Consider the following 15,539-nt stretch of genomic DNA (forward strand, 5'->3'; position numbering starts at 1 on the left):
GGCACGCGTCGCCGCCGTATTGTCATACAGCGGACTTCCGCGTGAAAGGGAAGTGTGATCGGGTCAGCGCTGCGCACCGGCGGGAAAGACCGCCGGCAGCCGCAGTTCCGCCCGCTGTTCGATCTGCGCGGACGAGCGGCCGAGCAGCAGTCGGTACGTCCCGGCGGCGACGCGCCAGCCGTGGCCCCGGTCGTCGTAGCGCGCGAAGCGCACGGCCGGCAGCGCCAGGCGGACCCGCTTCGTCTCGCCCGGCCGCAGCGCCAGCTTCTGCCAGCCGACCAGCCGCGACACCTGCTCGCCGGGCAACTGCACGTAGAGCTGCGGCACGTCGGCGCCGGCGCGCGATCCGGTGTTGGTGACCGCGAATGAGGCCGTCACCGCGCCGGCCGCATCGGTGGTGACGGTCAGCGGGCCGTAGCCGAAGGTGGTGTAGCCCAGCCCATAGCCGAACGGGAACAGCGGCTCGCTGCCGCGGCGCTGGAACCAGCGGTAGCCGACGTCGGCACCCTCGATGTCGTAGTCCACCGTATCGGCGGGCTTGCCCTGCGGCGGCAGGCCGATCGCGGCCAGGCCGGCGCCGGCGATGGCCGGGCGCGGCAGCTGCGACGCGTCGCGCGGCCAGCTGAGCGGCAGCCGGCCGGACGGGGCCACTTCGCCGAACAGCAGCCGCGCGATCGCCTCGCCGCCGGCGTTGCCGGGGTACCAGGCCTCCAGCACCGCCGCGGTCTGCGCCAGCCATGGCATCGCCACCGGGCCGTTGTTCTCCAGCACCACCACGGTGCGTGGGTTGGCCTTGGCGACGGCGGCGACCAGCGCATCCTGGTGGCCGTTCAGCGCCATGCTTGGGCGGTCGAACGACTCGGCCGCCCACTGCTGCACGAACACCACCGCCACCGCGGACGAGGCGGCCAGCTTCGCCGCGGCCGCGATGTCCTCGCCGCTGGCGTAGCTGGCCTTGCCACCGACGCGGCGGGCGATCGCCGCCAGCGGCGCGGACGGGTGGTACATCACCGGGCCCGGCCACACGGTCGGCGCCAGCCCCGGCACCGCATTGCCGCCTTGGGCGGTCACCGCCGACGAGCCGCCGCCGGCCAGCACGCCCCGGTCCGCGTGCGCGCCGATCACCGCCACCGAGGCCAGCGTGCGTGCCAACGGCAGCAGATTGTCCTGATTGCGCAGCAGCACCGCGCCGGCCTCGGCGGCGTGCTGCGACACCTTCGCGTCGGCGGCGTAGTCGATCGGCGCCGCCTTGGCGGGGTGGTCGATCGCGCCGACCGCGAATAGGCTGCGCAGGATGCGCCGCACCATGTCGTCCAGCCGCGCCTGCGGCACCTCGCCCTTGGCGATCGCCTCACGCAGCGGCGCGGCGAAGAACACCTGCGGGTCGAACGTCTCGCCGGCCGATTCCTGGTCCAGCCCGGCCAGCGCCGACTTCGCCGCGCTGTGCACCGCGCCCCAGTCGGACATCACGAAACCTTGGTAGCCCCAGTCGCGCTTGAGCACCTGGTCGAGCAGCCATGCGTTCTCGCAGGCGTAGGTGCCGTTGACGCGGTTGTACGCGCACATCACCGAGCCCGGCGCACCGATGCCCAGCGCGATCTCGAACGCACGCAGGTCCGATTCGCGCGCGGCGACCCGGTCGAGCTTCGCGTTCATCGTGTTGCGGCCGGTTTCCAGGTCGTTGACGGCATAGTGCTTGATCGTGGACACCACGTGCTGCGACTGGATCCCGCGCACCGCGTGGCCGGCCATGACGCCGGCGAGCAGCGGGTCCTCGCCGGCGTACTCGAAGTTGCGGCCGTTGCGCGGATCGCGCAGCAGGTTGACGCCGCCGGCCAGCAGCACGTTGAAGCCCTTGCGGTGCGCCTCGCGGCCGATCATCGCGCCGCCGGCCTCGGCCACCGCCGGGTCCCAGCTGGCCGCCGTGGCCAGGCCGGAGGGCAAGGCCGTGGCGACGTCGCGGCTGTGCGCGTTGAGCGGGCGCGCCACGCCCAGCCCGGCGTCGGTCTCCTGCAGTGCCGGCAGGCCCAGCCGCGAAAGCGCCGGCGCGCAAGCCGCCGAGCCCAGCGCGCAGGCCGGCGCCGGCTTGCCGTCGGAGGCGCTGCCATAGGCGGTGGTGATCAGCTGGAACTTCTCGTCCTGGCTCATCGCCTGCACCACCAGCGCCGCGCGCGCATCGGGGGACAGCGAAGCGTTCATCCAGGGTCGCGCCGGCGGCTCTCCGGCCGCAGTGGCAGTGGCCACCACGGCCAGGGCGAAGGCACAGGCGGACAGACGGCGCGGACGACGGGACATGGGCGACCTCGGGCGAAGAAGGAAGGCGGCTGACGGCACCGCGCAGAGTGCTAACGTAACGTTTTCAGCGCAAGCCACTGACGTCACGAATCGGCGCTTCGCGCTTGCGTGCAGTGCCGATGGTACCCATCTTTCGGAGCACCATGTCGTCCCCGCTCGCCGATTTCCATCCTGCCGTCGCCGCCTGGTTCCGCGGCGCGTTCGCCGCGCCCACCGCGGCGCAGGCCGCCGCGTGGCCGTCGATCCGCGCCGGCCGGCACACCCTGGTCGCCGCGCCGACCGGCTCGGGCAAGACGCTGACCGCCTTCCTCGCCGCGATCGACGAACTGGTGCGCGAGGGCGTGGCGCACGGCGGCACGCTGGCCGATGCCACCACGGTGCTCTACGTGTCGCCGCTGAAGGCGCTGTCGAACGATATCCACGTGAACCTGGAAGCACCGCTGGAAAGCATCCGCGCGGAACTCGAGAAACTCGGCCTGCCCGACGTGGCGATCCGCACCGCGGTGCGCACCGGCGACACCCCGCAGGTCGAGCGCAACCTGCTGCGCAAGCAGCCGCCGCACATCCTGGTGACCACGCCCGAATCGCTGTACGTGCTGCTGGGCTCGGCCTCGGGGCGTTCCATGCTGGCGAGCGTGCGCACGGTGATCGTCGACGAGATCCATGCCATCGCCGGCAGCAAGCGCGGCTCGCACCTGGCGCTGTCGCTGGAGCGGCTGCAGTCGCTGTGCCAGCGGCGCCTGTTGCGCATCGGGCTGTCGGCAACACAGAAGCCGATCGAGAAAGTCGCCGACTTTCTCGTGGGGGCCGGTGAATACGCCACGCTCGCCGCTCTTGCCCCTCTCCCTGCTGGCAGGGGGAGGCTGGGAGGGGGTGAGGCTCTTGATCTTGACCTTGATCTCAAGCTCAAGAGCAAGAGCACCCCACCCCAACCCTCCCCTGCGACCGAAGGAAGTCCCTTTGGGGCAAGCAGGGGAGGGAACCCGGTCACCATCATCGACGTGGGCCATACCCGCCCCCGCGACCTCGCCATCGAAGTGCCGCCCGTCCCGCTCGAAGCGGTGATGTCTAACGACGCCTGGGAGGCGGTCTACGACCGCCTCGCCCAGCTGGTGCGCGCGCATCGCACCACCCTGGTCTTCGTCAACACGCGGCGGATGGCCGAACGCGCCGCGCGGCACCTGTCCGAGCGGCTGGGCAAGGAGCACGTGGCGGCGCACCACGGCAGCCTGGCCAAGGAGCTGCGGCTGGACGCCGAGCAGCGGCTGAAGCGCGGCGAGCTCAAGGTGCTGGTGGCCACCGCGTCGCTGGAGCTGGGCATCGACATCGGCGAGGTCGACCTGGTCTGCCAGCTCGGCTCGCCGCGCTCGATCGCCGCGTTCCTGCAGCGCGCCGGCCGCTCCGGCCACAGCATCGACGGCACGCCGAAGGCGCGGCTGTTCCCGGCCACCCGCGACGACCTGATCGAATGCACCGCCCTGCTCGACTGCGTGCGCCGCGGCGAGCTGGACGCGCTGGTGATGCCGCCGCAGCCGCTCGACGTGCTGGCGCAGCAGATCGTCGCCGAAGTGGCCTGCACCGAATGGGACGAGGACGCGCTGTACGCACTGGTACGCCGCGCGTATCCGTACCGCGAGCTCGCGCGCGCCGATTTCGACGCGGTGGTGCGCATGCTGGCCGAAGGCTTCACCACACGGCAGGGGCTGCGCGCGGCCTACATCCACCGCGACGCGGTGAACCGCCAGCTGCGCCCGCGGCGCAGCGCGCGGCTCACCGCGCTGACCTCCGGCGGCACCATTCCCGACACCGCCGACTACAAGGTGGTGCTGGAACCGCAGGCGATCATCGTGGGCACCGTGAACGAGGATTTCGCGGTCGAGAGTATGGCCGGCGACATCTTCCAGCTCGGCAACGCCAGCTACCGCATCCAGCGCGTCGAACGCGACCGGCTGCGCGTGGAGGACGCGCACGGCGCGCCGCCGAGCATCCCGTTCTGGCTGGGCGAGGCGCCGGGGCGCAGCGACGAATTGTCGTTCGGGGTGTCGCGTCTGCGCGAGGAACTGTCCGCACAGCTCGACGCCGGCGGCGTATCGGGTGCGCTCGCCTGGCTGCATGATCAACTCGGTCTCAGCGAAGCCGCCGCGCAGCAACTCGTCGACTACCTCGCCCGCGCGAAGGCCGCGCTCGGCGTGCTGCCGAGCCAGCACACGCTGGTGCTGGAGCGCTTCTTCGACGAGTCCGGCGGCACCCAGCTGGTGGTCCACACGCCGTGGGGCAGCCGCATCAACCGCGCCTGGGGGCTGGCGCTGCGCAAGCGCTTCTGCCGTCAGTTCAACTTCGAGCTGCAGGCGGCGGCCACCGAGGACGCGATCGTGCTGTCGCTGTCCACCAGCCACAGCTTCCCGCTGGAGGAAGTGGCGCACTACCTGCACTCCAATACCGCCGAGCACGTGCTGGTGCAGGCCCTGCTCGACGCGCCGCTGTTCCCCGCGCGCTGGCGCTGGAACGCGGTGACCGCGCTGGCGCTGCCGCGCTTCACCGGCGGCAAGAAGACTCCGCCGCCGCTGCAGCGGATGAAGAGCGAGGACCTGCTCGCCGCGGTGTTCCCCGACCAGGTCGCCTGCCTGGAAAACATCGTGGGCGAACGCGAGGTGCCCGACCACCCTCTGGTCAACCAGACCCTGCACGACTGCCTGCGCGAGGCGATGGACGTGGACGGCCTGCTGGCCATCCTGCGCCGGCTCGAAGCCGGCGAGATCGCCATCGTGGCGCGCGACCTCAGCGCGCCCAGCCCGCTCGCCGCCGAGGTGCTGAACGCCGCGCCGTACGCCTTCCTCGACGACGCGCCGCTGGAGGAACGCCGCACCCAGGCCGTGCAGACGCGCCGCTGGAACGCCGACAGCGCCGACGACCTCGGCCGGCTCGATCCCGACGCGATCGCCGCGGTGCGCGAAGAGGCGTGGCCGCAGGTGCGCGACGCCGACGAGATGCACGAGGCGCTGACCCTGCTGGGCTTCGTCACCGCCGAGGAAACCGCCGCCAACAGCGGCTGGCAGGAACGGCTGCAGGCGCTGGCGAAGGCGAAGCGCGCGACCCGGCTCGGCGACGTCTGGACCACGGCCGAGCAGTTGCCGCTGTGGCAGGCGCTGCATCCCGCCGCCGCGATGCAGCCGCCGATCGCCGCACCGGCCGAGTACGCCGCGCAGCCATGGACGCGCGATGGCGCGCTGCAGGAGCTGGTGCGCCATCGCCTCGGCGGACTTGGCCCGGTCACCACGAAGACCCTGGCCGCCTCGCTGGCCGTCGAGGCAGGCGAGGTCGAACCGGCGCTGCTGCGCCTGCAGTCCGAAGGCTACGTGATGCAGGGCCGCTTCAGCGCCGACGCCGTCGACACCGAATGGTGCGAGCGACATCTGCTGGCGCGCATCCACCGCTACACCATCGGCCGGCTGCGCCGCGAGATCGAGCCGGTGAGTCGGCGCGCGCTGATGCGCTTTCTGTTCGACTGGCAACACGTATCTTCGGCCACGAAGCTGAGCGGGCCTGACGCGTTGGCCGCCACGCTGGCGCAGCTGGAAGGCTACGAGGCGGCCGCCGGCGCCTGGGAAGCGGAGATCCTGCCGGCGCGCATCGCGGATTACTCGATCAACTGGCTGGACGAGCTGTGCCGCGCCGGACGCATCGTCTGGAGCCGCCTGCGCACCGGCAGCGGCGGTGGCGGCGGCCCGGTGCGCGGCACGCCGATCGTGCTGCTGCCACGGCGCGACATGGCCGCCTGGACGTCCGTCGCTGCCGACGACCCGCAGCAGATCCTGCTGTCGTCGCGCGCGCAAGCCGTCGCCGACGCGCTGCAAGAACGCGGCGCGCTGTTCTTCGACGAGCTGCTGGACACCACCCGGCTGTTGCGCACCGAACTGGAGGACGCTCTGGGCGAACTGGTCGCCACCGGCCGCGTCAGCGCCGACAGCTTCGCCGGCCTGCGCGCCCTGCTGCTGCCGGCGGCGAAGCGCGACGGCGGGCGGCATCGGCGGTTGCGCCGGCACCAGCTCAGCGGCATCGAGGATGCAGGGCGCTGGGCACTGGCGCGCGTCACCACGGCGGGCGACGGCAAGGTCGCCGCACCCGAGGCCATCGAACACATCGCCCGCACCTTGCTGCGCCGCTACGGCGTGGTGTTCTGGAGACTGCTGGAACGCGAGGCGCCGTGGCTGCCGCCGTGGCGCGAACTGCTGCGCGTGTACCACCGGCTGGAAGCGCGCGGCGAGATCCGCGGCGGACGCTTCGTCGAAGGCCTGGTCGGCGAGCAGTTCGCCCTGCCCGAGGCCATCGCGCCGCTGCGCGCGGCACGCGCGCGCGCGGACGACGGCGAACTGGTCTGCCTCAGCGGCAGCGACCCGCTCAACCTGGTCGGCACCGTGCTGGCTGGCGACAAGGTGCCGGCACTGCCCGGCGCCCGCATGCTGTACCGCGACGGCGCGCCGATCGCCGCACTGGTCGCCGGCAGACTCGTGCCCCTGACCGAACTCCCCGCCGCCGACCTGCAGCTGGCGAAACACGCCCTGCTGCGACATCCGCCGGCACCGCCACCGGTTCGAGCGGCGGCGCGCTGAGGCACGGCGCCGGGCCATCTACTTCGTTCGAGCAATGACACTCACGGCCACGGCCAGGAATGGAAGCGCGATCGCGCCTACCAGGCACACCTGCTTCAAGGTGCCGGATTCGTCCGGGCAAAACATGACGAGGATGAGGCTCATTGCCACGAGCGCCATGGCAATGGCATCGGCCCTTCGAACATTCATAACCCCCCCCTGACGGTCCGCTGGATGACCGCAACATATCCACTTCACCTATCCCGGAAGCCTTGGACAGCACATGGCCCGAGCCACTCCTTGCAAAGCCTGCTGCGCCCTCTGTATCCCATCACGATTTCCTGATCAGACTCAGGAGTATCAGCAATATCGAGCAGAGCAACACGAACACCGCACCTGACAGCAGCACATATTTGTATCGTCCCAAGTCGTTGGAGAAAAGCAGGCCAAGCACCGTTAACAGCAGCCCCACCGGCACAAGTGACAACCCAGCAACCATGCGATTCATAGCAACCCTCGTTTAGTTAAGCGGCGAGATCAGCTCCGAAGCGCAACGCCCTACTTCAGCCTGGCCATGATGCTCACCACTGACCTGCCCGCACCAGGTGTTCGATGCATCCCTCATTTATAGAAAGCCTCGAAAGCCAACAGCGATAAATTATAGGCGCCATGAAACATGGATCGCTGGATCGTATCCACCCCTTTCAGGGCCATTGCGCAAAGTACCAAAGATATAAAAAAGGCTACAAGAAAGACCAGCCTCGCACCATGGTGCGACCACGCAAAAAGTAACGAGCAAAGCAAAGATCCTGCGTAAGGCCCAATCCGCTTCCGCGCACCATCGAGCATGATTTGCCTGACGACCTTCTCTTCAAAAACCGGAATCGCCAGCGCGCTTAGCGCCAGGAAACCAAACAAAGCCTCGGAAGAAGCGTATTCAAGCCGCACATGCCTGTAGATCAAAAAAAAGAAAAAACCGCCGAGCACAACTCCGGCTGCACCCAACATGCCACCCGTCGAGGTGATCCTGACTCGCTCCGGATAAAGCATGAAGGCGCCTATGGTTGCCCCCACATACACGAATGCCTCCAGCAACTCATGACCACTACTCCGCACCCATCCGGACGCCATACCTACTGCCATCGTCAATATCAAGCCAATGACGAAGGCGTACCTATCCAGTTCGTTGGGACGTAATCTCATCTCGGCGCACTCCAACAAAGAGCCCGAGGAGTACCCTCGGGCCCCGCTAGCCTATTAGAACCAAGTAAGTATCCCCCGGCAAAGCCGGGGGCTTTAGTTATGTGAGCCGCTCAAAGCGGCTTGGGCGGGGTCGCTGACGCGGCCCCTCTGGTATGGCCACCTTACGGCGGCTGGCCTATCTCAGTAGTTGAAGCTGCTCCAACCGTCGATCCTCTGCCTCTTGATTGCGGATGTACGCCCGGATCACCTGCTCGTCTCGACCCACAGTCGAGACGAGATATCCTCGCGCCCAAAAGCTCTGCCCCACGAAGTTGCGCTTGCGCTCCCCATACACTCGCGCCAGATGGATTGCTCTTTCCCTTGATGAAACCCACCACCTGCGACACCGCATGCTTCGGCGGAATGCGCAGCATCATATGCACGTAATCCGACATCAAATAGCCTTCTTCGACCCGGCTCTCCTTCTGCTCGGCCAATCGGCGAAACACTTATCCCAGCTACTTCCGAAGCTCGACGTATAACGTACGACGACGACACTTCGGTATGAACACCACGTGGTGCAGGCACTCCCATTGCGTGTGGTTTAAGCTCTCGTACTCGTCCATCGGTGATTATCCTCTCGTGTGCTTGGCGGCTCACGAATTGGAGTTTCACCGATGGACTCCAGTAAACGTCAAACTTCTACTGCCTCCCCGGCAGAGCCGGGGGAACTCCCGATTGGTTTAGCCACCAGCGCGACAATGGCGCGGCGACGATGATCGATCCCAGCCAGTCGCCGCGTTGGGCGTCGATGACTTCCTGGCGAAACAGTCCCTGTGACAAACCCATCCGCTCCCTGGCGATACGATCGGTCGCTCGGGGCTGCGTCTTCGCACTGCCGCCGGCGACGGGCGACGGCGATTGTTCTCGCGCTGGCGATGGCCGTCCATAGGAAGATTTCGTGCTTGTAACGTATGGCGGCACCTGACACGCGCGCGTTTTATACGAAGCACGAGCTTGTCGCGCTGTCAGCGCAATGCACCTAAAGCTTGAGGTAGACGCCGCGCCGGTCCATCGCCCACACGATCAGCCACCACAGCGCCACGAAGGCCAGCGCGAACGCCAGCGATGGCAGGTACGGGCCGAAGCGCGGCGTCATCCAGCCGGCGAACCCGTGCTGGTAGAGCGATTGCTGCCAGCCCAGCGCAGGCAGCGCGATCTGCATCAGTTCGGAGCCGGCGTAGGCGGCGATCGCGTTGACGCCGAAGCGGCGGCCCAGCGCGGGCCAGCCGTGCCGGTCGATCAGTACGTGGAAGGCAAGCAGCGCCAGTGTGGCCCAGCCGGTGGTCCACAGCACGAACGAGGGCGTCCACAGGTTCTTGTTGAACGGCAGCCACGGCGACCACAACGCGCCGAGCAGCAGGCAGGCGATGCCGGCCAGCAGCAGCGCGCGGAGCTTTTCGCGGCGCAGCCAGCAACCCGCGTGTAGGCCGAGCAGAGTGCTGGCCAGTGACGGCAAGGTGCCGAGCAGGCCTTCCGGGTCGTGGCCGCGGCCGCTCGCCGGGTCGATCAGGTAGACGAAGCCGCCGAACACCGCGCTGTCGACGCGGCTGACGAGGTTGGTCCACGGCTCCAGCGAACCGCCGAGCAGCAGCAGTCCCCAGTAGCCGAGCAGCAACACCGCGATCGCCCACCACTGCGCACGTGGTTTGGTATGGATGGCGAACAGCGCCACGCCGGCGAAGCACAGCGCGATCCGCTGCAGCACGCCGGGGAAGCGCAGGTGCGCCTGTGGCAACAGCCACGCCGCCAGCAGGTTGATCGCCACGCCGAGCGCGAGGATGCGCAGTGCGCGCCACGTGGCGGCACGGGTCAGCGCGGACGGCGCCGCGCCCTGCTCCAGCCGCGGCAGGATCGCCAGCGCCACCGATACACCGACCACGAACAGGAAGAACGGAAACACCAGATCGGTCGGCGTGCAGCCGTGCCACGCGGCGTGCTCCAGCGGCCAGTAGACGTGCCCCCAGTCGCCGGGATCGTTGACCAGCAGCATCGCCGCCACGGTGCAGCCGCGCAGGGCGTCGAGCGAGGCGAGGCGTTTCATGCAGCGAGTAGGCACAAAAGAGCGGGAACACCTCCCCCTGCAAGGGGGAGGCAGGGAGGGGGTTGCTCGGGGTCGCCGGAAAGATCAAAAGCGAACCCCTCCCCGGCCCTCCCCTGCAAGCAGGGGAGGGAGCAAGCCGAGCCCGCCTGCACGGCGCGACTCACGGCTCCAGCGCCACGCGGTCGATCGCGTACAGCGGCCCGTCGGTGGGCGCGGTGTAGATCAGGCACAGCGCGCGTTCACCCTGCTGCGCCGGCAGCTCGGCCTGCAGCGTGAAGCGGCGCGCGCCGCGGGCGGGATCGGGCAGCGGCATGCTGGCCAGCACCACGCCAGCGCAGCTGTCGGCATGCACCACCAGCTCGCCGAACGGCGTGGCGCGCGGGCGCGACACCACCAGCTTCGCCTCGTGCGCCAGGGCGAAGTTGCGCGGCAGCCGCACCGCGTCGACGCGGATCGCGGCGACCTCGTCCATCCGCGTGGCGGGGAACAGCTGGCAGCCGTCGAACACGTTCACCGCGTACACCGGCTGGGTGCTCGGCGCGTCGGGCATGGGCTGCAGGCGCAGGCGGAAGTCGCTGCCGGGGCAGTTCGCCAGCAGGCCGCCGGGCAGGCCGAGCAGGCCGGCGCGATCGAGCACGCGCTCGCGCGGGGCGGCCAGCGCGCTGCCGTCGGCGGCGAAGCTGGCGGCCCGCACGGTGACCGGCAGCTGCAGCACCAGCGGCGCGTCGTAGCGCGGCGAGTCGGCCGTGGGCGCGCTGCCGTCCAGGGTGTAGCGGATCACGCCGAAGCCGGCCTGGTTGGCCAGCGCCACCGTGGCGCGGCCGGTGGCCAGCGCCACGTTGCGCTCGGTGACGATCTCCACGGCGAAGGCGCTGTCGGCCACGTTGACGTGCTGCGCGCGGTAGCGCCCGAGCTGCACCGGCAGACGGGCGAGGAAGCCCGGCCAGTTCAGCGCGGTCGCTGGCGACCAGGCCACCTCGCTGAGCGCATCCAGCCGCGGGAACACGGCGTGCTCCACGTGGGCGAACGCGGGCATGTGCTCGGTCCACACGTTGGCCTGCACGCCCAGCACGTGCTTCGCCTGCGCCGCGCCCAGCACGGCCGGCACGGTCGGGAAGGCGTACACGCTCTGCAGCGATTCCACGCCGAGGCGGCCGGCGTACTCGTCAGCGAGGTCGCCCTGCACGTGATCGAAATACAGCTGCGGGGCGGGCGACAGCACCACGTCGTGGCCCATCATCGCCGCCTTGATCGCGCCGTCGGTACCGCGCCAGGACATCACGGTGGCATCAGCCGGCAGGTTGTCGCCATCGAGGATCTCGTCCCAGCCGACCAGCTTGCGGCCATGCTTGTCGAGGTACTGGCCGATGCGGCCGATGAACCAGCCTTGCAGCGCGTCTTCGCTGGCGATACCGAGCGCGCGCATCTTCGCCTGCACCGCCGGCGCGGCCTGCCACTGGTCCTTGATCGCCTCGTCGCCACCGACGTGGATGTAGGTCGAGGGGAACAGCGCCATCACTTCGTCGAGCACGTTCTCGATGAAGGTGAAGGTGGCGTCGTCGACGTTGTACAGGTACGGGTTGATACCCCAGTCGACCGATACCGGCGGACGGGCGCCGGTGACGCCGAACCGCGGATACGCGGCCACCGCAGCCTGCGCGTGGCCCGGCATGTCGATCTCCGGCACCACGGTGATGTGGCGCGCGGCGGCGTAGGCGACGATGCGGCGAATCTGCGCCTGGGTGTAGTAGCCGCCGTAGCGGCTCGGCTGGCCGTCGTGCCCGGCATCAGGCGAGGTGCGCCACGCGCCGATGCGGGTGAGCTCGGGGTAGCGCTTGATCTGGATGCGCCAGCCCTGGTCGTCGGTGAGGTGCCAGTGGAAGGTGTTGAGCTTGTGCTGGGCCATCTGCTCCAGCAACCGCTCGATCTCGGCGACGCTCTGGAAGTGCCGCACCGAATCCAGCATCAGCCCGCGCCAGGCGAAGCGCGGCTGGTCGCGGATCGACAGCGCCGGCAGCTCGACCGCGCCCTGCTGCGCATCGGGCGTGAGCAGTTGCCACAGGGTTACCGCGCCGTAGAACAGGCCGGCGTCGTCGCGCGCGCTGACCCGGATGCCTTGCGGCGTGATATCCAGCGCATAGCCCTCGCGGTCCGCCACCGGCGCAGCAGGATCGCGTTGCAGCACGATCGCGCGTGCAGTGGTCGCCGCGCCGCGTTGCAGCGGCAGCGGCAGGCCGCGGGTGTGCGCGAGCAGGCCGGCCAGCCACGCGCCGGTGCGCCGGGTCGAGGCGGCATCGTCGGCCAGCACGATCGGCGTGCGCGCATCGACGGTGAAGCGGCCGGCGTCGACGTGCAGCTGCGCCGGCAGCGGCAACAGCGCAGGCACCGGCGGCGCGGCAGCACGGACGAAGCCGGCGCCGCCCAGCGCCAGAATCGCGCAGCCGAACAGGATCAAACGGCGGGTCATCGGCGGTCTCCGTCGCGGCAAGTGGAACACGCTAGCAAAAAAGCGGGCCCGGCAACGCACGGTCCGGGCCCGGTTGGGGAGGAGCGGGCCGTCCGTGGCCCGGGGTCGAACTTCGGCGTCAGAGCTTGAAGCGCAGGTTGAGGTAGTACTGCCGGCCGTTGTCGTAGAACGCGTACGGCTGTTTGCCGTAGGCCGCGTTCTGCGTGTAGTACTTCAGCTTCGGCTTGTTGAGGTTCATCGCGTCCAGCGACAGCGCCATCCAGTCGGTGATGTTCACGCCGAACGAGGCGGCGAGGTTGCCGATGCCCTGCTGGAAGTAGGTGTCGGTGCGGCTCACGCCGGCGTAGAACTGCGAGCGGTAGGTGTAGCTGATGCGGGCGTTGAAGCGCTGGTTCTCGAAGTAGCCCGACACGTTGTAGGTGTTCTTCGAGGTGCCCTGCAGCGGCTTGTCGCCGGTGGCATGACCGTCGGCGTAGGTGTAGTTGGCCTGCACGCCGAAGTTGTCGCCGATCGGCTGGATGTAGTTCAGCTCCACGCCGCGCACCTTGCCGTTGACGTTGGTCGGCACGCTGATCAGGTAGTCCGAGTAGACGTCGTGGCCGGCGTTCTGGGTGGCCTGCAGGTCCTTGAAGCTGCGCACCTGGTTGCCGAAGCTGACGTAGTCCTTCAGGTTCATCGCGTACACGCCGGCCGACAGCAGGCCGCGCGGTGCGAAGTACCACTCCACCGCCGCATCGAAGTTGGTCGAGATCAGCGGCTTCAGCTTGGGGTTGCCGCCGCTGCCGGTGTGGGTCAGGTCGTCGGCCGACACCGAGCCGGCCAGCGCGGAGTAGTCCGGACGGGTCATCGTCTGCGAGGCGGCGAAGCGTGCCACCCACTGGTCGTTGATGTCGAACTTCAGGTTGGCGCTGGGCAGCAGCTTGCCGTAGCTGTGCTTGTAGACGTTCCAGTAGTAGTCGCCGAACGCCGAGCCGGTGATCGGGCCGGTGACGCTGCTGGCTTCCGCGTCCGGTGCGGTACTGGTGTAGCCGATGGTCTCGTCGGTCTTCACGTAGCGCACGCCGACGTTGCCGCTGGCGATGCCCGACTCCCAGTTCAGCTGCACGTAGGCGGCCGAATCCTTCTCCTGCACCTTGTAGATGTCGTTGAAGTAGAAGCGGCTGACCGGGTCGCGGTTGGCGAACTGCGCATCGATCTGCGCCAGCTGGCCCGGCGTGTAGTACCAGATGCCGGACGGGAAGCTGCCGCCGAGCGAGCTGCCGAAGTCGCCGGGGTAGTTCTGGTGGCTGGTCGGATAGGCGGCCGGGTTCTGCCAGTCGGAGGCCCAGTTCGGCCCCTGCGCCACCTCGAACGGGTTGCTGCGCTCGTGCTTGGCGTAGCGGCCGCCGAACTGCAGCGAGGTGAGCGCGCCGCCGTCGAAGCTGAGTTCGCCGTCGAACTGCGCCCAGTCCTCCTTGTCCTTCACCTTGATGCGCTGGCCGCCGAAGATCCAGCCGGCCTGCGGGTAGATGCCCGACGGCGAGCTGTTGTCGCCGCCCAGGTTCCAGTTGGTCGGCTGGCCGATGCCGCGCATCATCCAGTTGGCGCCCGCGCCCACGGCGGTGCCCAGCTCGATCACGTCCTGGGTCGGGCTGGCGCCGCTGCCGCGGGTGGTGCCGATCTGGCCCTTCAGGTCGAAGTGGTCGGTGACGCGCCAGTCGGCGCCCAGCGTGAGGTACTTGGACTCGGACGAGGCGCCGGGACGCGAGATCTGGTCGTACACGCCGTACGGCGTGGTGCTGCCGGCCACCGGGGCGAACACCGCGTTGGTCAGCACGTTGTTGCTGACCGTGTAGCCCGGCTGCAGGCCCGCACCCGAGGGCACGAACTGGCTGGCCCACATCAGGTAGTTGCGGTTGTAGTTGTCGGCCTTGAGCTTGGAGTAGAAACCGCTCAGGTCCAGCGTGAGGTTGTCGGTGGGCTTGATCTCGAAGTCGATCACGCCGCCCTTGCGCTCGCGCTGCTGGGTGAACAGCGCCGCGCCGGTGAGGTTGGGGTAGTAGACGCCGGCCAGGTCCGGATGGGCGACGGCGATCGGGTCGTTGGCGCCGATCTGGTTGTAGCCGCCCACGATCTCCTGGCCGTTGCGCTGCAGGCTGCGCTTCTCGTAGAAGGCCTGCACCAGCACGCCGACGGTGTTGGCGTCGTTCTTCCAGTTGAACAGGCCGCTGAACTGCGGCTTGGTGTCGCCGGGCAGGTCCGAGTACACGCCGCCGATCGACGCCTCGGCAGTGACCGGCTTGGCGAACTCCAGCGGCTTGCGGGTGATGATGTCGACCGAGCCGGCGCTGCCGCCTTCGACGATGCGGGCCTCGGAAGTCTTGTGCACCACCACCTGGCTGACGATCTCCGATGGCAGCAGGGTGTAGCTGACGCTGCGCCCCACGGTCTGCACCTGGCTCAGCACGAACCAGTCGCCGGTGCCCACGCTGTGCCCGTTGACCAGGGTCTGGGTGAGGCTGGGCGCGGTGCCGCGCAGGCTGACGCGGTCGCTCTCGTCGAAGCCGCCCTCGCTGGCGCTGGACGAACTGATGTTGACGCCGGGCAGGCGCTGCAGCGTGTCGGCCACGTTCTTGGCCGGCAGCTTGCCGATGTCTTCGGCGGTGACCACCTCGACGTGCGAGGCGGCATCCTTCTTCAGCGCCAGCGATTCGGCCTCGCTGTCGCGGATGCCGACGACGGTGACGGTGGCAAGCTCCTTCGCCTTGGCCTTGTCGGCGCGACTCTGGCTGGCGGGGCCGCCCTGCGCGGCGTCCTGGGCGTACAGCACGCCGGATGCACACAGGCTGGCGACGATGCTCGCGGCTAGCAATGTCTTGCGGTAGTTCATGATCTCCTCCCCTCAGAGGCTGGCTTGAATCAA

7 protein-coding genes and 1 pseudogene are annotated in these 15,539 nt (G+C 68.9%); 1 reads left to right on the plus strand and 7 read right to left on the minus strand.

All coding sequences use genetic code 11. The features are described from left to right. Positions 1-63: 63 nt before the first annotated feature. Positions 64-2,295, minus strand: coding sequence for a glycoside hydrolase family 3 C-terminal domain-containing protein (locus RHOOR92_RS0104140; RefSeq protein ID WP_027489671.1), 2,232 nt, complete (start codon positions 2,293-2,295; stop codon positions 64-66). Between the two features lie 143 nt (positions 2,296-2,438). On the opposite strand from RHOOR92_RS0104140, the gene RHOOR92_RS0104145 reads away from it, so the two are divergent. Continuing rightward, positions 2,439-6,905, plus strand: coding sequence for a DEAD/DEAH box helicase (locus RHOOR92_RS0104145; protein WP_027489672.1), 4,467 nt, complete (start codon positions 2,439-2,441; stop codon positions 6,903-6,905). A 310-nt stretch (positions 6,906-7,215) separates the two neighbouring features. Here RHOOR92_RS0104145 and RHOOR92_RS19550 read toward each other — a convergent pair whose 3' ends face one another. The 6 genes and pseudogenes from RHOOR92_RS19550 to RHOOR92_RS0104175 form a co-directional block, all read right to left on the minus strand. After that, positions 7,216-7,392, minus strand: coding sequence for a hypothetical protein (locus RHOOR92_RS19550; RefSeq protein WP_015446475.1), 177 nt, complete (start codon positions 7,390-7,392; stop codon positions 7,216-7,218). Positions 7,393-7,505: 113 nt separating this feature from the next. Continuing rightward, positions 7,506-8,087, minus strand: coding sequence for a CPBP family intramembrane glutamic endopeptidase (locus RHOOR92_RS0104160; RefSeq protein WP_007514303.1), 582 nt, complete (start codon positions 8,085-8,087; stop codon positions 7,506-7,508). Positions 8,088-8,262: 175 nt separating this feature from the next. Continuing rightward, positions 8,263-8,692: pseudogene (tnpA, locus tag RHOOR92_RS19185) on the minus strand (IS200/IS605 family transposase). 416 nt (positions 8,693-9,108) lie between these two features. Then, positions 9,109-10,170, minus strand: coding sequence for a heparan-alpha-glucosaminide N-acetyltransferase domain-containing protein (locus RHOOR92_RS0104165; protein WP_027485851.1), 1,062 nt, complete (start codon positions 10,168-10,170; stop codon positions 9,109-9,111). Between the two features lie 160 nt (positions 10,171-10,330). Then, complete coding sequence (locus RHOOR92_RS0104170) at positions 10,331-12,637, minus strand: family 20 glycosylhydrolase (protein ID WP_015446473.1); 2,307 nt, start codon at positions 12,635-12,637, stop codon at positions 10,331-10,333. Between the two features lie 118 nt (positions 12,638-12,755). Next, positions 12,756-15,506: a TonB-dependent receptor gene (locus RHOOR92_RS0104175; RefSeq protein ID WP_027489673.1), complete on the minus strand. Its 2,751-nt coding sequence runs from the start codon at positions 15,504-15,506 to the stop codon at positions 12,756-12,758. Positions 15,507-15,539 lie beyond the last annotated feature (33 nt).

Source organism: Rhodanobacter sp. OR92, from assembly GCF_000427545.1.
GTDB lineage: Bacteria > Pseudomonadota > Gammaproteobacteria > Xanthomonadales > Rhodanobacteraceae > Rhodanobacter > Rhodanobacter denitrificans.